General features: G+C 61.4%; 18 protein-coding genes and 1 tRNA gene. 13 read left to right on the top strand and 6 right to left on the bottom strand.

Features of this window, described 5'->3' with window-relative positions:
- Positions 1-131: 131 nt before the first annotated feature.
- The gene (locus BLU35_RS36045) at positions 132-425 is read right to left on the bottom strand and encodes a hypothetical protein (RefSeq protein WP_093232487.1); all 294 of its coding nucleotides are present in this window, start codon (positions 423-425) and stop codon (positions 132-134) included.
- 159 nt (positions 426-584) lie between these two features.
- On the opposite strand from BLU35_RS36045, the gene BLU35_RS06835 reads away from it, so the two are divergent.
- From BLU35_RS06835 to BLU35_RS06815, 5 genes are all read left to right on the top strand, one after another.
- A tRNA-Asn gene (locus tag BLU35_RS06835) sits at positions 585-659 on the top strand.
- A gap of 95 nt (positions 660-754) precedes the next feature.
- Positions 755-2203, top strand: coding sequence for a cryptochrome/photolyase family protein (locus BLU35_RS06830; protein ID WP_093232469.1), 1449 nt, complete (start codon positions 755-757; stop codon positions 2201-2203).
- Between the two features lie 93 nt (positions 2204-2296).
- On the top strand, positions 2297-3550 hold the full coding sequence (locus BLU35_RS06825) for an SAM-dependent methyltransferase (protein ID WP_093232468.1): 1254 nt from the start codon (positions 2297-2299) through the stop codon (positions 3548-3550).
- A gap of 80 nt (positions 3551-3630) precedes the next feature.
- The gene (locus tag BLU35_RS06820; RefSeq protein ID WP_093232467.1) at positions 3631-4002 is read left to right on the top strand and encodes an SMR family transporter; all 372 of its coding nucleotides are present in this window, start codon (positions 3631-3633) and stop codon (positions 4000-4002) included.
- Entirely contained in the window at positions 3989-4315 is a 327-nt protein-coding gene (locus BLU35_RS06815; RefSeq protein WP_057255992.1) for an SMR family transporter, read from the top strand. Before BLU35_RS06820 ends, BLU35_RS06815 begins: the two co-directional genes overlap by 14 nt.
- On the opposite strand, the gene BLU35_RS06810 is transcribed toward BLU35_RS06815, so the two are convergent.
- Positions 4303-5142 (bottom strand): SDR family NAD(P)-dependent oxidoreductase, encoded by an 840-nt coding sequence (locus tag BLU35_RS06810; RefSeq protein ID WP_058322484.1) that lies wholly within the window; start codon positions 5140-5142, stop codon positions 4303-4305. The genes BLU35_RS06815 and BLU35_RS06810 overlap by 13 nt on opposite strands.
- 303 nt (positions 5143-5445) lie before the next feature.
- On the opposite strand from BLU35_RS06810, the gene BLU35_RS06805 reads away from it, so the two are divergent.
- From BLU35_RS06805 to BLU35_RS06790, 5 genes are all read left to right on the top strand, one after another.
- Positions 5446-6486, top strand: coding sequence for a cysteine synthase A (locus BLU35_RS06805; RefSeq protein ID WP_093232465.1), 1041 nt, complete (start codon positions 5446-5448; stop codon positions 6484-6486).
- Between the two features lie 7 nt (positions 6487-6493).
- Complete coding sequence (locus BLU35_RS06800) at positions 6494-7243, top strand: alanyl-tRNA editing protein (protein WP_093232464.1); 750 nt, start codon at positions 6494-6496, stop codon at positions 7241-7243.
- A 16-nt stretch (positions 7244-7259) separates the two neighbouring features.
- Positions 7260-8114, top strand: coding sequence for a 3-mercaptopyruvate sulfurtransferase (gene sseA / locus BLU35_RS36040; protein WP_286161447.1), 855 nt, complete (start codon positions 7260-7262; stop codon positions 8112-8114).
- 4 nt (positions 8115-8118) lie between these two features.
- Complete coding sequence (locus tag BLU35_RS36035; protein ID WP_058322480.1) at positions 8119-8682, top strand: GNAT family N-acetyltransferase; 564 nt, start codon at positions 8119-8121, stop codon at positions 8680-8682.
- A 91-nt stretch (positions 8683-8773) separates the two neighbouring features.
- Entirely contained in the window at positions 8774-9241 is a 468-nt protein-coding gene (locus tag BLU35_RS06790; protein WP_093232463.1) for a DUF1203 domain-containing protein, read from the top strand.
- Positions 9242-9289: 48 nt separating this feature from the next.
- On the opposite strand, the gene ald is transcribed toward BLU35_RS06790, so the two are convergent.
- Positions 9290-10408 (bottom strand): alanine dehydrogenase, encoded by a 1119-nt coding sequence (ald, locus tag BLU35_RS06785; protein WP_093232462.1) that lies wholly within the window; start codon positions 10406-10408, stop codon positions 9290-9292.
- A 157-nt stretch (positions 10409-10565) separates the two neighbouring features.
- Here ald and BLU35_RS06780 point away from each other — a divergent pair, with 157 nt between their 5' ends.
- On the top strand, positions 10566-11027 hold the full coding sequence (locus tag BLU35_RS06780) for an Lrp/AsnC family transcriptional regulator (protein ID WP_057255972.1): 462 nt from the start codon (positions 10566-10568) through the stop codon (positions 11025-11027).
- A 15-nt stretch (positions 11028-11042) separates the two neighbouring features.
- Here BLU35_RS06780 and BLU35_RS06775 read toward each other — a convergent pair whose 3' ends face one another.
- The gene (locus tag BLU35_RS06775; protein ID WP_058322477.1) at positions 11043-12290 is read right to left on the bottom strand and encodes a GGDEF domain-containing protein; all 1248 of its coding nucleotides are present in this window, start codon (positions 12288-12290) and stop codon (positions 11043-11045) included.
- A 239-nt stretch (positions 12291-12529) separates the two neighbouring features.
- On the opposite strand from BLU35_RS06775, the gene BLU35_RS06770 reads away from it, so the two are divergent.
- Positions 12530-14503 (top strand): bifunctional 2',3'-cyclic-nucleotide 2'-phosphodiesterase/3'-nucleotidase, encoded by a 1974-nt coding sequence (locus tag BLU35_RS06770; protein ID WP_093232486.1) that lies wholly within the window; start codon positions 12530-12532, stop codon positions 14501-14503.
- 177 nt (positions 14504-14680) lie between these two features.
- Here the strand turns inward: BLU35_RS06770 and BLU35_RS06765 are convergent, their stop codons facing one another.
- Positions 14681-15001 (bottom strand): HlyU family transcriptional regulator, encoded by a 321-nt coding sequence (locus tag BLU35_RS06765; RefSeq protein WP_058322476.1) that lies wholly within the window; start codon positions 14999-15001, stop codon positions 14681-14683.
- 76 nt (positions 15002-15077) lie between these two features.
- A complete protein-coding gene (ilvA, locus tag BLU35_RS06760) occupies positions 15078-16325 on the bottom strand; it encodes a threonine ammonia-lyase (protein WP_093232461.1) in 1248 nt (415 codons plus the stop codon).
- 235 nt (positions 16326-16560) lie between these two features.
- Here ilvA and BLU35_RS06755 point away from each other — a divergent pair, with 235 nt between their 5' ends.
- Positions 16561-18015: a TrkH family potassium uptake protein gene (locus BLU35_RS06755; RefSeq protein WP_093232460.1), complete on the top strand. Its 1455-nt coding sequence runs from the start codon at positions 16561-16563 to the stop codon at positions 18013-18015.
- The last annotated feature ends 56 nt before the right edge of the window (positions 18016-18071 follow it).

Raw genomic sequence — 18071 nt, 5'->3', positions numbered from 1 at the left:
TGCCGAAAAGTTTTCGGCGGCCTCCCTCAACAAGGGGTTCAGCCGCTTCGCTGAGAATCAATTGGCAGGGAATCGAAGCCGCGGCATCCGGGACGGATGCGTTGACCGAAAACGTGCGCAGTAGCTCCGGTTCACGAGCCGTTCGAAGAATTGGCTCGTCCGCGCCAGCGTGCCCACCAGACAGCCAGGCGACGCCGGCGACGGCGGACGGACGGGATATCGTGCGAAAGCACGATGAGGCCCAGCGGTATCATCCAAAAGCCGAGCACCGGCAGAAAGCCGAGAAAACCAAAGAATACCAGGAGCGAGCCCAACAGGATACGCAGCAGTGGCGATTCCGGCAGCGTGATGCGCCATTTCCCGAGCACGATCTGACGCGTCTGCGGATCAATCCCGAAATGCGTCTGCTTCCTGTTTTTATTCATCATTCCCTATCCGGCATCTTTTCCCACAATTGGGGACTTCTCCACAGCCTGGCAACCGAACTTGTCATTTTTTTTGAAAAAACCGCTTGGCAAATCGGAAAAGCATGCGTATTAGCAGCCTCACTTCTGAAGCGCACAGCGAAACAGCGGCGCGGATGATCCCTGGTAGCTCAGCGGTAGAGCATTCGACTGTTAATCGACAGGTCGCCGGTTCGAATCCGGCCCGGGGAGCCAGTTTCGAAAAGAGCCATTTGCAGAAATGCGAATGGCTCTTTTTCATTTTGCACCTAAGTTCCCCCGGTGATCAATCCCAGTCCTAGACGGCACCTATGACAAAGGCGGCGCCCATCATCGTCTGGTTCCGCAAGGACCTGCGCCTTGGCGACAACAGGGCCCTTGCGGCTGCGGCCATTGAGGCTGCCGTCATTCCACTCTATATCCGGGAGCCGGACGAAAGCGGCAACGGTCCGCTGGGCCCGGCGCAGCAATGGTGGCTGCACCATTCGCTGGAAGCTTTGGGGGCTCGACTGGGCCGGATCGGCTCGCGACTCATTCTCCGCTCCGGCGACCCACTGGACGTCCTCAGCGAGATAGCGCGCCTATCGGGAGCGAAGAGCGTCCATTGGAATCGTCGCTACGACCCGTGCGGCATCGCCACCGATACGGCCCTGAAGAAAGCACTCGCGGCTCAGGGCATCGCGGCCGAGAGCTTTGCCGGGCAATTGCTGCACGAGCCCATGCGCTTGCTGACGACGACCGGTAGGCCCTATCGCCTGTTCACGCCTTTCTGGCGCGCGCTCGAATCGAAGGTTGAGCCGGCTCCGCCGATCGACGAGCCGAAAAAGATCGCGACGCCGGAAAGCTGGCCCCCTTCAGAACAGCTTGACGCGTGGTCGCTTCTGCCAACGAAACCGAACTGGGCAGCGACGTTCAGTGAAATATGGACGCCAGGGGAAAAAGGCGCGAGCACTCGCCTCGACGAATTTATCGACGAAAAGCTTGCAGACTACAAAGTGCGCCGGGACCGTCCAGCGGCTGACGGCACATCCCTGCTCTCGCCTCACCTCGCCTTTGGAGAAATCTCGCCGGCGCAGATCTGGCACGCGACGCAGAGAATCGAAAGCGATGGCGGTGAAGGCATTGCCACCTTTCGCAAGGAAATCGCGTGGCGCGAATTCTCCTACCACCTGTTGTTTCACTATCCCGAACTCCCGCATCGCAATCTCGATCGCCGGTTCGATCGTTTCCGCTGGCTGGACCACGAAGGAGATTTTTCCCGCTGGACCAAGGGTTTGACCGGTTTCCCGATCGTCGACGCCGGCATGCGCCAGCTCTGGCGGCATGGCTACATGCACAATCGCGTGCGGATGATCGCCGCCTCGTTCCTCATCAAGGACCTGCTGATCGACTGGCGGAAAGGCAAACAATGGTTTCGCGACACCCTCGTGGATGCGGATCCGGCCAACAACGCCGCAAGCTGGCAATGGGTCGCGGGATCGGGCGCGGATGCTGCGCCGTTCTTCCGGATTTTCAATCCTGTTCTCCAAGGCGAAAAATTCGACCCGGATGGAGCCTATGTGAAGCGATTCATACCGGAACTCGATCGGCTTGAGCCACGCTACATCCATCGCCCCTTTGCGGCTCCGGCTGCCGTGCTTTCGGGCGCCGGCATCGAACTCGGCACAACCTATCCAAAACCGATCGTCGACCACGCCCTTGCGCGGGATCGGGCGCTTGCAGCGTTCCGCGAGATCACAAGCCCGCCAAGAGAACCGTAACGGATACGCGCACCCGGTAGAAATCCATGGTTGGCGTCTCGGGCGATTGCCGCTAGGCTCACCTTACGGATGCAACAGCTGAGGGGGTGGTGTATGCGTGAGCTGGAAGCAAGTCTCGCCGCGTTCAACGGCGCACAGGAGCTTTCCGCCGAGAATCTCTCGATGGTCCTGCGGGATTTCCCATTGAAGGCACGCATGGTGCTCAGCGCGCTCGTGCGTCTTCAGGCCGGGACATTGATGCTCACGGTGCCGGATGGCCGCAAACTGGTGATGAGGGGCAAGAGAGCGGGCCCAAGCGCGATTCTCACCTTGAACAACTGGAACCTGCCGCAACGCGCCGTGACAGGCGGCACGATCGGGGCTGCCGAAAGCTATATCGACGGCGACTGGGACAGTCCCGATGTCGGCGCTTTTCTCGAGCTCTTCCTCGTCAATGCCGAGATCGGCAAGCACTTCCCGAACCGGGCGCGCGGCCTGCTTCACCTTGTCGAAAAGTTCCTGCATTGGCGGAATGCCAATACGAAGTCCGGCGCACGCCGCAACATCTCCGCTCACTACGACCTCGGCAACGCCTTCTACAGCGAATGGCTGGATCCGAGCATGACCTATTCGTCCGCACTCTACGCCACCGGTGCCAACGACCTTCGCTCCGCGCAGGCGGCCAAATATCGCGCACTGGCGGAAGCCATCAACCTGCGCGCCGGCGACCACGTGCTGGAGATCGGCTGCGGCTGGGGAGGCTTTGCGGAATTCGCGGCGAGCGAGATCGGCTGCAAGGTGACCGGGTTGACGATCAGCCGCGAGCAGTTGGCCTTCGCCCGCGAACGCATCCACCGGGCTGGCCTTGCCGACCGCGTCGAACTGAAATTCCAGGACTACCGCGAGGAAAAAGGCACCTATGACCGCATCGTCTCGATCGAAATGTTCGAGGCGGTCGGCGAAAAGTTCTGGGCGACCTATTTCTCACAGCTCAAGCGATGCCTGAAGCCCGGCGGCAAGGCCGGCCTGCAGATCATCACCATCAAGCCCGAAGCCTATGAGGAATACCGCGCCAATCCGGACTTCATCCAGAAATACGTTTTCCCGGGCGGAATGCTGCCGACGCGCGAACATCTCATCGACCTTGGCCGCCATGTCGGCCTGCGCATGATCAACGATTTCGGCTTCGGCATCGATTACGCCCGGACACTCGGCGAATGGCGCGAGCGCTTCTGGTCGGTCTGGAACAGGATCGAGCCGCTCGGCTTCGACCTGCGCTTCAAGCGGCTGTGGGAGTTCTATTTCTACTACTGCGAAGCCGGCTTTCGCGCCCGCAACATCGATGTCCGGCAAATCGTCTTCGAATAGGGATGCGCATCGCGCGTCTTTACCGCGTCACGCGTTGCGCTTAAGAGGCGGTCGTTCCAATTCTCTTTTGAAGGTTCCGCATGCGCCTTGCATGGTTTTTCCTCGCGCTCGCCATCGCGACCGAAGTGGTGGGCCTGACGGTGATGAAGGCCGCCTCTTCGAGCGGCTCTTATCTCGGCCACATCGTCATGTATGTCTCGATCGCGCTTTCCTACGTCTTCCTGGCCAAGGCCGTGAAGACGATCTCCGTCGGTGTCGCCTATGCGATATGGGAAGGTTCAGGCGTCGCGATCATCACGCTGGTTTCCGTCTTCGTCTTCGGCCATATGTTGACCGGACGCGAAATGCTGGGGCTTTCGATGGCGATCGTCGGCATATTGCTCGTCAATGCCGGCGAACGCCATGACGAAGCCGAAGCCGCGGTGGAAGGAGCAGCCAATGAGCGCGCCTAGCATCTACTTCGCCTTGGCCGTGATGGCAGGCATCCTCGATGTCGCCGCCAACCTCGCCTCGACGAAATCGGAAGGGTTTGCCCGACGCGGCTGGGGCGCCCTCTCCATCCTGCTGGTGCTTGCCGCCTTCGCGCTGCTTGCCGAGGCCATCAAGGGCATGGAACTCGCTATCGCCTATGCCGTGCTTGGCGCGACCGGCATCTTCGGAACGGCCATCTGCGGACGGCTGCTCTTCGGACAGAAACTGAAGCCGATCGGCTGGGTCGGGCTTGGCCTCATCTTCGGCGCCGTGCTGGTGCTTCACACGGCCTGACGCCGATGCTCGCCGGAGCCGGCGTGCTTCTTCGCTTCTCTTGCCTCGGTCACGACACCCGTCAGCCGCCTGATAAGAGCGAAATAGAGACTATAGGGGAGCAGACGCATGAGCTTCACCGCATAGGTGAAGTGCCGCGGGAAGGTGATTTCGAAGCGTCGGGACTTCAAACCCGCGATGATGCGATCCGCCGCCTGTTCGGAGGTGACGAGAGCCGGGCGCGGAAAGCGGATTCGTGCGGTGCCGGGCGTATCGACAAAGCCGGGGCAGATGATCTGCAGGCGGATGCCGATCCGATCGAGATCAAACTTGAGGCTTTCGGCCATATTGATCAACGCAGCCTTGGAGGCGCCGTAGGCGGCGCTGGTGGGCAACCCGCCATAGCCGGCAACGGAAGACACGATGGCGATGTGGCCGAAGCCCTGCGCCTTCATATGCGCAACGGCCGGCAGCAGGCAGTTGACCACCCCATTGAGATTGACTGCGAAACTCTTCTCGAAGGCTTCGCGATGGAGATCATCGCCTCGCACCGGGACGGCCACTCCGGCATTGAGGATCACCAATGACAGGTGGCCATGATCGTACTCGATCGCAGCCAACACGCGCTCCATGTCCTTTGGGTCGGTGACGTCGCCGTCGAGAACCGTGATCCTTCCGTCACCCGCCGCCTCATGCTGCAGGTCCACCAGCTTCTCGTGACTTCTGGCGGTGACGACCACCGAATAGCCTTCGCGCACCAACTTGAGCGCCAGCGCCCGCCCGATACCCGCGCTCGCGCCGGTAACCCAAGCCAGTTTATGTTCGGATTTCGCAGACTGAATACTCATCACTCACTCCTCGGCACGCGCCGGGAAACACGCACGCATCTCCTTGTGGGCGAAAAAGACTTGCCCGGCCCTTCATCGCGGCAACGCTCCTTGCCGCTGAGCCCCACATGCCTTGGAGACGATTTTTGTTCGGGACAGAGCGGCGGCGAAACGCTATTTCTTGCCTGAAGTGCAGGCTGAGCCGAAAACACGCCAACATTTCGGCGTCCGGGATCGTTGTTGATTTTCGTCAGCCGCCGTTCGTATTTCCCTGGTACGTGTCGCCCTGCCCCGGCGCCTGTCCTCAAACACGAGGTTCTGAAAATGGCCATCCTACCGTCCGTCCTCGAAGCGATCGGCAACACACCCTTGATTCGGCTGAAGGCCGTGTCGGAGGCCACGGGCTGCGACATCCTCGGCAAGGCCGAGTTCCTCAATCCGGGGCAATCGGTGAAAGACCGCGCCGCACTCTGGATCATCCGGCAAGCGGAACGGAGCGGACAGTTGCGCCCGGGCGGGGTCATCGTCGAAGGCACGGCCGGCAACACCGGCATCGGGCTGGCGCTGGTCGGCCAGGCACTTGGCTATCGCACCGTCATCGTCATTCCGGAAACCCAGAGCCAGGAAAAGAAGGACGCCTTGCGGCTGCTTGGCGCCGAGCTCGTCGAAGTGCCGGCCGTTCCCTACAAGAACCCCAACAACTACGTGAAGATCTCCGGCCGGCTCGCCGAGCAACTGGCGAAGACCGAGCCGAACGGCGCCATCTGGGCCAACCAGTTCGACAACGTCGCCAACCGTGACGCGCATGTGGAAACCACGGCGCCGGAGATTTGGCGCGACACGGACGGCAAGGTCGATGGCTTCATCTGCGCCGTCGGCTCCGGCGGCACGCTCGCCGGCGTTGCACAGGGGCTGAAGGCGAAGAACCCGGCGATCAAGATCGGCCTTGCGGATCCACAAGGGGCGGCACTCTACAACTTCTATGCCAACGGCGAACTGAAGTCCGAGGGCAGCTCGATCACCGAGGGCATCGGCCAAGGCCGCATCACCGCCAATCTCGAGGGCTTCACGCCGGATTTCTCCTACCAGATTCCCGATTCGGAAGCGGTTCCCTATGTCTTCGACCTGATCGAGCGCGAAGGCATCTGCGTCGGCGGTTCGACGGGCATCAACATCGCCGGTGCCGTTCGTCTCGCCAGGGAGCTCGGTCCAGGACATACGATCGTGACGATCCTCTGCGACTATGGTAACCGCTATCAGTCGAAGCTCTTCAATCCGGATTTCCTCACCTCCAAGGGGCTGCCGGTGCCGACCTGGTTGAAGACGTCTTCTCACATTGCGGTGCCATACGAATCAGTTGGATAGGAATGCGATGACCAGGACCGTGACCGCCCTTTTCCGAGACGATTTCTACCTCTCGACCTGCGAAGCAAGCGTCACCGGAATTCTGGAAGATGGCGGGATCGAACTGGATCAAACCTGCTTCTATGCAACCTCCGGTGGCCAGCCCGGCGACACCGGCTTTCTGGAGCGGGCCGACGGCAGCCGGATCGACATCGCGGTCGCCCGTCACGGCGAAACCAAGGATATCATCGTCCATGTGCCGGCCGAAGGGCAGTCGGTACCGGCTGTTGGCGAGAAACTCGTTCTGCATATCGACTGGCCCCGCCGCTATCGCCTGATGCGCATGCACACCGCCTGCCATCTGCTCTCGGTCGTCTGCCCCTTCCCGATCACCGGAGCCTCGGTCGGCGAAGACGAGAGCCGTGTCGATTTCGACATGAGCGAGACGATCGACAGGGACGACGTCACCACGGCGCTGATGAAGCTCGTCGAAGAAAACCATCCTGTCTACGTCCAGTGGATCACCGACGAGGAACTCGCCGCCAATCCCGGCGTCGTCAAATCGAAGAATGTGCGTCCGCCTGTTGGCCTTGGGCGCGTCAGCCTTGTCTGTATCGGCGAAAACTCGGCGATCGACAGCCAACCCTGCGGCGGTACCCATGTGTCGGAAACGCAGGAAGTGGGCGCCATCCACATCGCCAAGATCGAGAAAAAGGGTAAGGAGAACCGTCGGTTCCGTATCCGCTTCGGCATGCCCGAAGATCGCGCATCAGTTTGAGTAGGGAGTTGCGACCGTGACCAACAACAAAAGCGCCTTTGTCGTATCGGCTGATTGGCTGCAGGAGCGCCTCGGCGATCCCTCGATACGGATCCTCGATGCCGCCTGGTACCTGCCGGCCCAGAACCGCAACCCGAAGGCGGAATACGATGCCGGGCACATTCCCGGTGCCGTCTTCTTCGATCAGGACGTTATTGCCGACCACACGAGTGGCCTGCCTCACACCCTGCCCTCGCCGGAAGCCTTTGCCTCGGCGGTTGGTGCGCTGGGCGTCAGCGAAAAGGACACGATCGTCGTCTACGACGGTCCCGGCATCATGACCGCTCCACGCGTGTGGTGGATGCTGCGCATCATGGGCGCCAGGAACGTCTACGTGCTCGACGGCGGCATGGACGGCTGGAACACGGAGGGGCGCCCCGTCAGCACCGCGGTCCCCTCACCGAAGCCGGTCACGTTCAACGTCAATTTCAATCCGGCGGCCGTGACCTCCTTCGCACGGATGACGGAAATCGTTGCCGATGGCTCGATCCAGATCGCCGATGCCCGCGGTGCCGGACGCTTCTATGGCGAGGAGCCGGAGCCGCGTGCCGGCATGCGCTCTGGCCATATGCCCGGGGCGTACAGCCTTCCCTCCGGCACTTTCACGGAAAACGGAACGTTCAAGGATCTCGCGACGCTTCGCCAAACCTTCGCCGACGCCGGCGTCGATCTTTCCAAACCTGTCGTTACGACCTGCGGCTCCGGTGTCACCGCCGCCATCATCACGCTGGCGCTGCAATCGCTCGGCCACACGGACAACACGCTCTATGACGGTTCCTGGTCGGAGTGGGGTGGCCGCGCAGACACGACGATCGTAACCGGTCGAGAGTGATATCATGCGCTCGCCAAAGCTCGCCTCCCTCACAGCGCATGTAACCGAACTCGAGATGACGGCGCCGCCGAAGCAAAGCCTGCCGATGCCCGTCAATATCCAGACCGCCATCCTGCGCGTCTCCGACATTCCGCTCAGCTACTATCGATTCCTGTACCTGCGTGTCGGCCGCCGCTGGCACTGGACCGAGCGGCTGCGGATGAACGACGAGGAACTCGCTGCCGTGCTCGGCGACAAGCGCACGAGTGTCACGGTGCTCTATGTGAACGGCGCGCCGGCCGGTTTCTTCGAGCTGCACCAGGGCGAGGATGACGTCGTCGAGCTTGTCCATTTCGGGCTGATGGAACATGCGCTCGGCCTTGGCCTCGGCAAGTGGTTCCTGCTCCAGACGCTGTTTGCCGCCTGGGCGCTGAACCCGAGCAAGCTGACGGTAACGACCAACAATCTGGATCACCCCCGCGCACTGCAGCTTTACCAGCAATTCGGCTTCTCGCCGGTCGCCACCCGTGAGACCACGGTGGAACCTCTGACCGACGACGAACTGCTGACCCTGGCGAAAAATCTCTGACGCATCTCGCCCGGCAAGTTCCGGGTGTCGAAACGATCGCGACCGGTGCAATCTCCTGATCGAACAATCGAACCGATCAAGGAGATGCGCCATGACGTTGCGCTACATTCCGATGTCCGACGACGAAGCGCGGCGGATCCGCGAGGGCGGGCCGGATGCCTATGGCAACCGGCCGGAGCGAGAGATTTCCGATGGTGACGGCGTGCCCTGCCGGCACTGCCTGCGCAATGTCGGAGCCGGCGAGCCCTATCTGATCTTCGCTCTGCGGCCGTTTTCGACGTTGCAGCCCTATGCGGAGACCGGCCCTGTGTTCATGCATGCCGAGGAATGTCCGGCGCATGATGGCGATACGCTTCCGCCGATCTTGGCTTCGAGTGTCAGCTATCTGCTGCGCGGTTATGGCGAGAGCGAACGGATCGTCTACGGGACCGGCGGTGTCGTTCCGACGGAGCAGTTGCAGGCGCGAGCGGAAGAACTGCTGGCCCGACCGGACGTTTCCTCCGTGCATGTGCGTTCGGCCAAGAACAATTGTTACCAGTGCCGGATCGAGCTGACCTGACCACCAAATTCGGCCCGGCATTGCTGCCGGGCCGAAAGCATCTTTCCGTCAGGCGACGCTCAGCACCGCCTCGGGTGCAAAGGCATCATAACCGAGCGCTTCGGCCACCGGCGCGTTGGTGACGCGTCCGCGATGAACGTTCAGACCGGCACGCAGATGCCGGTCCTCGGCGATCGCCTTCAGGCCCTTATCCGCGAGCTGCAGGCCGTAGTGCAGCGTGGCGTTGTTGAGCGCATGCGCAGAGGTCACCGGCACGGCGCCCGGCATGTTCGCCACGCAATAGTGCACGATGCCATCGACCTCGTAGGTCGGGTCGGAATGCGTCGTCGCGTGGGACGTCTCGAAGCAGCCGCCCTGGTCGATCGCGACGTCAACGATGACGGCCCCCTTCTTCATGCCGGTCAGCATTTCGCGGGTCACGAGCTTCGGCGCTGCAGCCCCCGGGATGAGCACTGCCCCAATTACCAAATCGGCGGAGAAGACTTCCTCTTCCAGTGCGTCGATGGTCGAGTAGCGTGTGTGCACGCGGCCGGCGAAGAGATCGTCGAGTTGGCGCAGGCGCGGGATCGAGCGATCGATAATGGAGACGTCGGCGCCAAGCCCGGCAGCCATGCGCGCCGCATGCAGGCCGACGACGCCACCGCCGATGACGGTCACCTTAGCCGGCAGCACACCCGGCACACCGCCGAGCAGGATACCGCGGCCGCCATTGGCCTTCTGCAGCGACGTCGCGCCCGCCTGGATGGCCAGGCGTCCGGCAACCTCGGACATCGGCGCAAGCAGCGGCAGACCGCCGCGATCGTCCGTGACGGTTTCATAGGCGATCGCCGTGACGCCCGAATTGAGCAGACCCTTGGTCTGTTCCGGATCGGGCGCAAGATGCAGATAGGTGTAGAGAATCTGGCCTTCGCGGAGCTGCACCCATTCGGAGGGCTGTGGCTCCTTGACCTTGACGATCATGTCCGATTTTTCGAACACTTCCTTTGCCGTCGCGACAATCTTCGCGCCAGCGGCACGGTAAGAATCGTCATCCGCGCCGATCCCTGCCCCGGCCTTGGTTTCCACGATCACCTCGTGGCCATGGGCAACATATTCACGCACCGAGCCGGGCGTCAGGCCGACTCTATATTCATGGTTTTTGATTTCCTTCGGGCAACCGACACGCATCCTCGCGTTCCTCTCCTGTTATGGGCTTTTCGCCACTTTTGACGAGGCATTCACCAAAACACGCCGTGAATCGAATGTCCTTGCAAAGACGAAACCCGGGGCGCATTGATTTCGAAGAATATTGCGTGAAGTGACGCATGATTGAGGGAAAACACGAATGAGCGAACTCGATGCCATCGATCATGCGATTCTGCGTATTCTCCAGCAGAACGGCCGCATCTCGAATGCCGACCTCGCGGCGAAGGTCGGGCTCTCTCCGTCCGCCTGTTCGCGACGAGTCGATATCCTGGAAAAATCAGGAACGATCGCCGGCTATCATGCCCGCATCGCCCATAAGGCGCTCGACTACCAGATCATGGTGATCGTCCATATTTCGCTGTCGGGCCAGTTCGCCAAGACGCTCGCCGAGTTCGAAGCGGCTGTGAAGCTCTGTCCGAACGTACTGGTCTGCTATCTGATGTCAGGCGAGTACGACTACATCCTGAGGGTCGCCGCCAAGGACCTTCAGGACTACGAGCGCATCCACCGCGACTGGCTCTCGGCGCTGCCCCATGTGGTCAAGATCAATTCCAGCTTCTCGCTGCGGGAAGTGATCGACCGGCCGAATGTCGGCATTTGAAGGAATGAATGCAGCCTAACGGCCGACGACGCAGTCGCGGCCCCGTCCCTTGGCGGCGTAGAGCCGAAGATCTGCCTCCGACAACAGGCTCTCGATCGCCGCCCCGTCGTCCGGCGTCGACGATAGACCGATGCTTGCGGTCACCGACCGTCCGTCCGGGGTCGAGACGCGATCCGACACGGCAACGCGAATCTCGTCCGCGCGCCGCAAAGCATCACCATGAGCCATTGCCGGGCAAAGGATCACGAACTCCTCGCCACCATATCGAAACAGTCGGTCGACCGGACGCAACTTCGACTTCACCGTCTCGACCAGCCGCTGCAGGACGCGGTCGCCCTCCTGGTGGCCGAAGCGGTCGTTGACGCCCTTGAAATGGTCGACGTCGATGATCATCAAGGTGACGGCCGCATTGTCGGCACTCGCCGCGCGCAGCATTGCCGGCGCTTCGATCTCGAACCGGCTGCGATCGAGCGAACCCGTCAGCGTATCCTGACCGGACCGTGACAGCAGGTCCTCGTAGCGTTCGCGGAACGTCAATGCATTGAAGATATCGCCAAGCGGCCGGTCCGACATCGCCAGGAACGGATGGCGCGAGGCATTGAGATAAAGTCCGATCGCGATCGCATAGAAGGGTGCTGCCAGCATCTTCGCCATCCAACCACCCCAGAAGACCTCGAAGGGTGCACCGTTCCACCAGCGAAGTGCCGCATAGAAAGCAGCCTGATCGAATGTCAGCACGACAACGCCGCAGATGAGAAATCGGAGCGTCACGAAGCGACGCAACCACCGGCCCAGCCGCTCGTAAAGCAGAATGATCATCAGCGAATCGAAATAGAGGATGGTCGTGCCCCAGACCATCAGCCAGCCCATCTCATCGATGAAGGCGAGGTCGGCGGACCGCTCCGCCACGATCGCTACGGTGTCGTGCTGGCGCAACAGAAGGCTCAGTGCCACCGTCAGGAAGTTGCCGGCGAGCAGCCCGTAGATCGGCTGGCGAACAGTTGCCGCGTCTTCCTTCACATAGAGCAGCAGGATCATCATCAACTTGCCGGAGAAAAGCACAGCAGAGCCTGGCGAGATCACGCCGAACGGCAATTGCACATAGAAGACTGCGGCGAGATAGGTCTCGATGAAGTGCATGACGCCGAGTGCGGCGACGAAGACGCCAAGCCCCAAACGGGCGCGAAGATGCAGCAGCCCGATCATCGCCGTAACGTAGACCAGCGCCTCGCCGACGAAGAGAAGAAGGTTGGCGTTTGGCATGTGCTTGAAAAAGTTCCGTTTCCCGAAGCACGGTTAAACAGGAAGTTTGAAGAAAACTTTAGCGGAACCCGCGGCTGTCAGCCGCCGGAATGCGAAAATCTGCCGCTTTCGGAAATGTCGCCTTTCCGGCATAGTCGCCGCCAACCCACCGTGGTTCGCGCATCTGCGAACAAAACTCCGGATTGCACTCGTCTCGGAAAAACCGGGATCCTTGATAAATGGAGGACCGCATGCCATCGATGACATCCCCGCTCCACCTTACGCGCCGTTCGCTTCTCGCGGGGGCCGCGGCTTCTTCGGCGCTTGTCATGCTGCACCCCTTCTCTGCCCGCGCCGCGGGCAACCAGGCGCATCTCAGAATCATGGAAACGACGGACCTGCACGTTCACGTCTTTCCCTACGACTATTACGGCGACAAGCCCAACGATACGGTCGGCCTTGCGCGCACCGCCTCGATCATCGACGCCATCCGCGCCGAAGCGACAAACTCCATCCTGGTCGACAATGGCGACTTCCTCCAGGGCAACCCGCTGGGCGACTACATTGCCTATCAGCGCGGCATGAAGGACGGCGATATCCACCCTGTCATCGCCGCCATGAACGTGCTCGGCTATGATTGCGGCACGCTTGGCAACCACGAATTCAACTATGGCCTGGACTTCATGTTCAAGGTCCTGAACGGCGCGAACTTCCCGCTCGTCTGCGCCAACCTGACGAAGGGTACGCTTGCCGCCAACGGGCGTCAGGATGAGCTGTTTCTCAAGCCCTACGTCATTCTCGACCGCAAAGTGAAAGACGGCTCCGGCGCGGAACATCAGGTCCGCATCGGGCTCATCGGCTTCGTTCCGCCGCAGATCATGACCTGGGACGCCAAGAACCTCGAAGGCAAGGCCAATGCCCGAGACATCGTCAAGGCCGCCGAAGCCTGGGTGCCGCAGATGCGCGAGGAAGGTGCTGATATCGTCGTCGCTCTCTCGCATTCGGGCATCGGCCAGCAGGGCTATGCCGAGAACCTGGAGAACGCTTCGGTGCCGCTTGCGGCGGTCGCAGGCATCGATGCGATCGTGACCGGCCATAGCCACCTGGATTTCCCCGGGCCGAAGTTCGACGGCATCGCGGGGGTCGATAACACGAAGGGCCTGATCTCCGGCAAGCCCGGCGTCATGGGTGGCTTCTGGGGCTCGCATCTCGGCCTGATCGACCTGCTGATCGAACGGGAGGGTGGCGCCTGGCGTGTCGTCAGTTCAACCAGCGAGGCGCGGCCGATCTACCGTCGCGAAGAGAAGAAGGTGATCGCCGAGGTCGCCGACAAGCCGGAGGTGCTGGCCGCCGCGAAGAAGGACCACGAGGCAACACTCGCCTATGTGCGCACGCCTGTCGGCAAGACCAGTGCGCCGCTCTATTCCTACTTCGCCCTGGTCGCCGACGACCCGTCCGTGCAGATCGTCAGCCAGGCGCAGACCTGGTACATCAAGGACATGTTGAAGGAGACCGAGTACCGCGACCTGCCGGTGCTGTCGGCAGCGGCCCCCTTCAAGGCCGGCGGCCGTGGCGGCGCGGACTACTACACCGACGTCCCCGCCGGCGACATCGCGATCAAGAACGTCGCCGACCTCTATCTCTATCCGAATACGGTGCAGGCCGTCGTCATAACCGGCGACCAGGTGCGCAACTGGCTGGAAATGTCTGCCGGCATCTTCAACGAAGTCAAACCTGGCGCCTCGGACGCGCCGCTGATCAACGGCGGTTTCCCGTCCTATAATTTCGACGTCATCGACGGCGTCACCTATCAGATCGACCTTTCCGTGCCGCCGAAGTTCGACAAGGACGGCAACACGATCAATGCGTCGTCGAACCGTATCAAGAACCTGCAGTTCAACGGGCAACCGATTGATGCAGAGCAGAAATTCGTGGTCGCGACCAACAACTACCGGGCGGGGGGCGGCGGCAATTTCCCCGACATCGCCGCCGACAAAGTGGTATTCGTCGCCCCCGACACCAACCGCGACGTCGTGGTGCGCTACATCATCGATCAGGGCACGATCAATCCATCTGCCGACGCCAACTGGACCTTCGTGCCGCTCGCCAATACGACCGTCACCTTCGACAGTGGCCCGAAGGCCCGGCAGTTCCTGGCGCAAGTGAAGGGTGTGACCATCGAGGATGCCGGTGACGCCGCCGAAGGCTTTGCCCGCTTCCGGATCAAGCTCTGAGCTTCAGGCGAACCAGGGTCGGGCCGCCCGTCTCGAGGCGGCCCATCATTTTGAGCGGACGATGAAGATCTAGCTGGTCCGGCGATCCATACACAGGCCGATGAAAATTAGCGCGAGACATTAAGAATGTGCGCTAACTACCTGAGAAAACTTGATACGCCGCACGGCGGCGACTGATCAAACCTGACGCGACTGGGCGTCGTCGGAAAACAGCGACGGGCCGGTCTGGTCGATGATCTGGCGTCCCTTGCGCAGAGCGGCATCGATCGCGTCCTGCTCCGAGGTGAAGAGATCGGCGCGGATGAAGCTGCGGGTCTTGGTGCCGCCATCCGCCGAGGCCTTCTCGATGCTGCCAGCCAGACGAAACTGCGAGCCTTCGCGCATCGGCGTCGCGCGGATGGTGCATTCGGCATAGGCCTCAGTCTTTCCAGGCGCAGCCTGCGTCTGGTTTTCAGAGGAGCCCGAACGGCCGAACAATTTCGAGAAAAACGATGCCATGCCCAAGACTTAGACGCCGCGGCCGACACTGTCAAAGCCTAAGTGCCGATAATCAACCGCAGCTCCCTGATGCCGATTAAATGATGAGATTGGAGAGGATTTCGTTCTCGGTGATGTCCTGGTAGCGAAGCCCCGCGGCGTCGAAGCGAGCCTTCAACACCGGGAAGTTCTCGGCGTGTTTGGTCTCGATGCCGATCAGAATGGAGCCGAAGTTGCGCGCCGATTTCTTCAGGTATTCGAAGCGCGAGATGTCGTCCTCGTCGCCGAGCAGATTGAGGAAGTCGCGAAGCGCGCCGGGCCGTTGCGCCATGCGCAGAATGAAGTACTTCTTGAGCCCGGCATGGCGCATCGCGCGCTCCTTGACATCGGGCAGGCGATCGAAATCGAAATTACCCCCGGAAACGACGGCAACCACCGTCTTGCCCGCCAGTTTCTCGGGGCCGAGTACTTCCAGGGCCGCAACCGAAAGGGCGCCTGCCGGTTCCAGCACCACACCTTCGACATTCAGCATCTCGACGATCGTCAGGCAGATCGCATTCTCGGCCAAAAGCATCACCTGATCGGCGGAAAAGCGACGGAGCGCTGCAAAATTGAGATCGCCGATCCGTCCGACTGCGGCACCGTCGACGAAGTTGTCGACCTGGTCGAGGGTCACGACGCTGCCGGTTTCGAGGCTCTCGCGCAGGCTGGGTGCACCGGCGGGTTCGCAAAAGATGAAATGATCCGCTGCAACCACGTCCTTGAAATATCCCGTCACGCCGGCAGCAAGGCCGCCGCCGCCAACGGGCAGGACAACGAGATCGGGCGTGACACCGTCAGGCAGCTGCCAGGAAATTTCGGCGGCAACGCTTGCCTGGCCTTCGATGATATCGGCATGATCGAAGGGCGGCACCATGACGCCGCCGATCGCTTCGACATGATCGCGCGCCGCCTTGTAGCACTGGTCGAAGATATCGCCGACCAGGCGGATGGTGATGAACTCACCGCCAAACATGCGGGTCTTGTCGATCTTCTGCTGCGGCGTCGTCACCGGCATGAAAACGACGCCCGGCACGCCGAAGTGACGGCAGACAAAGGCAAAGCCCTGGGCGTGGTTACCGGCCGAGGCGCAGACGAAGGTCTTGCCGGATGCGTCGGCGCCCAGCGCCTTGCGGAAGAAGTTGAAGGCGCCGCGGATCTTGTAGGAACGGACGGGCGACAGGTCTTCGCGCTTGAGGTAGATGTTGGCGCCGTAGCGCGCGCTCAAGTGCTCGTTGAGCTGCAGCGGCGTCGGCGGGAAGATCTCCCGCAAGGCTTCGGTTGCGGCTTCAACATCCTGCTTCATCGCGTGCGGTCTTCCGTTGAGTTGGCTAGAGCATCCCGCTCTCAAGTGGAATCACTTGAGGCGGACAAATGCTCTAGAATCAAAATGCTAGAGCGTCCTTAGTGCGTTCATCTGTGGCTATTGCATATTGCAACGCCCGAAGCCATCGCTTTGACTCGAATCGGACCGCCGTGAACAATGCAACCGCATCCCCAACGGCTGGGACGTCCGCAACGCTTTCCGGGAAATTGAACGCTTGAACGCAACTCTGATCCGGCATGCTATGCACATCGCGGCAATCCTCGGCATCTATCTCGCATGCGCGATGCTGGTGCCGGCGATGGTCGATCTCTACTACGGCCATCCCGATTGGCAGATCTTCGTCGCTTCGGCCTTCATGGTCGGCGGGTTTTCGCTTGCGACCTTCATGGCGACCCGCATGGGGCCGCCGCCCTTCTCCAAGAAGTTCGGCTTCGTCCTCGTCAACCTGCTGTGGGCCGTGTTTTCGGTGGTTGGCGCGATCCCGCTCTGGCTGTCGTCGCTCAATCTTGATTTTGCCCAGGCGCTGTTTGAGTCCGTATCGGCAATCACCACGACCGGCGGCACCGTCATCGTCGGGCTCGACGACGCGCCGCCCGGCCTGCTCGTCTGGCGCTCGCTGCTCTGCTGGCTCGGCGGCATCGGCATCGTCGTGCTCGGCCTCTTCATCATCCCCTATCTCAGGGTCGGCGGCATGTCCTTCTTCAAGATGGAATCCTCCGATACCAGCGACAAGCCGTTTGCACGCCTCGCCAGCTTCAGCCGCGCGTTCCTGATCGTCTATGTCGTCATCACGCTCCTCTGCACCATCGGCTACTTCCTGACCGGTATGAACCGCTTCGACGCCATCAACCACGCGATGTCGACGGTGGCGACCGGCGGCTTTTCCACCCATGATGCATCCTTCGCCTATTTCGGCAGTATTCCACTGCTCTGGACGGCGACCTTCTTCATGGCGCTTTGCAGCCTGCCGTTCTCGATCCTGATCGTGCTGGTGGCGCGCGGCCGGCTTGACGCGCTGCGCGATCCGCAGATCATCGTCTTTCTCGGCTATCTCTCTGCCTTTTCGGTCGCAGTGGCGGTCTATCACCGCCTGGCGAATGGCGTCGAATTTCACCTGGCGCTGGCGCATTCCTTCTTCAACATCACCTCGATCCTCTCGACCAGCGGCTATGCCAGCCAAGACTACAGCCTCTGGGGGCCCTTCGTCGTCATGGCCGCCTTCATCGCGACCTTCATGGGCGGTTGTTCCGGATCGACGGCAGGCGGCATCAAGGCCTATCGGTTCATCGTGCTCTTCAACGCGATCCGCTCGGGGCTCAACAAGCTCGTCTATCCCAATGCGATCTACGCCGTGCGCTACGGCAACAGCACCGTCGATGCCGACACGCAGCGGGCCATCTTCCTGTTCTTCATCACCTATATCCTGCTCTGGGTCTTCGGTAGCCTCGCCATGGGTGCGCTCGGCTACGACCTGGTCACTGCGACCTCGGCAGTCATCACCTGCCTTTCGAATGTCGGCCCCGGACTTGGCCCCATCATCGGGCCGGCCGGCAACTTCTCGACGCTCGGCGATTCCGAGCTCTATCTGCTGTCGCTGATGATGCTTCTCGGCCGTCTGGAAGTGCTGACCGTGCTCGTGATCCTAACGCCGGTGTTCTGGAAGCATTGACCATTGGCCGGCCAGCCCTATCGTCTTGACTTGATGCGGCAGATACCGAAAGTCGG

Origin of the sequence: Sinorhizobium sp. NFACC03 (assembly GCF_900103435.1) — a bacterium.
GTDB lineage: Bacteria > Pseudomonadota > Alphaproteobacteria > Rhizobiales > Rhizobiaceae > Ensifer.
The sequence above is the reverse complement of the archived record's forward strand: the minus strand, read 5'-3'. Positions and strand labels throughout refer to the sequence as shown.

Coding starts and splice junctions, on each gene's coding strand:
- BLU35_RS36045 (WP_093232487.1), bottom strand. CDS start 425: ATGAATAAAAACAGGAAGCAGACGCATTTCGGGATTGATCCGCAGACG.
- BLU35_RS06830 (WP_093232469.1), top strand. CDS start 755: ATGACAAAGGCGGCGCCCATCATCGTCTGGTTCCGCAAGGACCTGCGC.
- BLU35_RS06825 (WP_093232468.1), top strand. CDS start 2,297: ATGCGTGAGCTGGAAGCAAGTCTCGCCGCGTTCAACGGCGCACAGGAG.
- BLU35_RS06820 (WP_093232467.1), top strand. CDS start 3,631: ATGCGCCTTGCATGGTTTTTCCTCGCGCTCGCCATCGCGACCGAAGTG.
- BLU35_RS06815 (WP_057255992.1), top strand. CDS start 3,989: ATGAGCGCGCCTAGCATCTACTTCGCCTTGGCCGTGATGGCAGGCATC.
- BLU35_RS06810 (WP_058322484.1), bottom strand. CDS start 5,142: ATGAGTATTCAGTCTGCGAAATCCGAACATAAACTGGCTTGGGTTACC.
- BLU35_RS06805 (WP_093232465.1), top strand. CDS start 5,446: ATGGCCATCCTACCGTCCGTCCTCGAAGCGATCGGCAACACACCCTTG.
- BLU35_RS06800 (WP_093232464.1), top strand. CDS start 6,494: ATGACCAGGACCGTGACCGCCCTTTTCCGAGACGATTTCTACCTCTCG.
- BLU35_RS36035 (WP_058322480.1), top strand. CDS start 8,119: ATGCGCTCGCCAAAGCTCGCCTCCCTCACAGCGCATGTAACCGAACTC.
- BLU35_RS06790 (WP_093232463.1), top strand. CDS start 8,774: ATGACGTTGCGCTACATTCCGATGTCCGACGACGAAGCGCGGCGGATC.
- ald (WP_093232462.1), bottom strand. CDS start 10,408: ATGCGTGTCGGTTGCCCGAAGGAAATCAAAAACCATGAATATAGAGTC.
- BLU35_RS06780 (WP_057255972.1), top strand. CDS start 10,566: ATGAGCGAACTCGATGCCATCGATCATGCGATTCTGCGTATTCTCCAG.
- BLU35_RS06775 (WP_058322477.1), bottom strand. CDS start 12,290: ATGCCAAACGCCAACCTTCTTCTCTTCGTCGGCGAGGCGCTGGTCTAC.
- BLU35_RS06770 (WP_093232486.1), top strand. CDS start 12,530: ATGACATCCCCGCTCCACCTTACGCGCCGTTCGCTTCTCGCGGGGGCC.
- BLU35_RS06765 (WP_058322476.1), bottom strand. CDS start 15,001: ATGGCATCGTTTTTCTCGAAATTGTTCGGCCGTTCGGGCTCCTCTGAA.
- ilvA (WP_093232461.1), bottom strand. CDS start 16,325: ATGAAGCAGGATGTTGAAGCCGCAACCGAAGCCTTGCGGGAGATCTTC.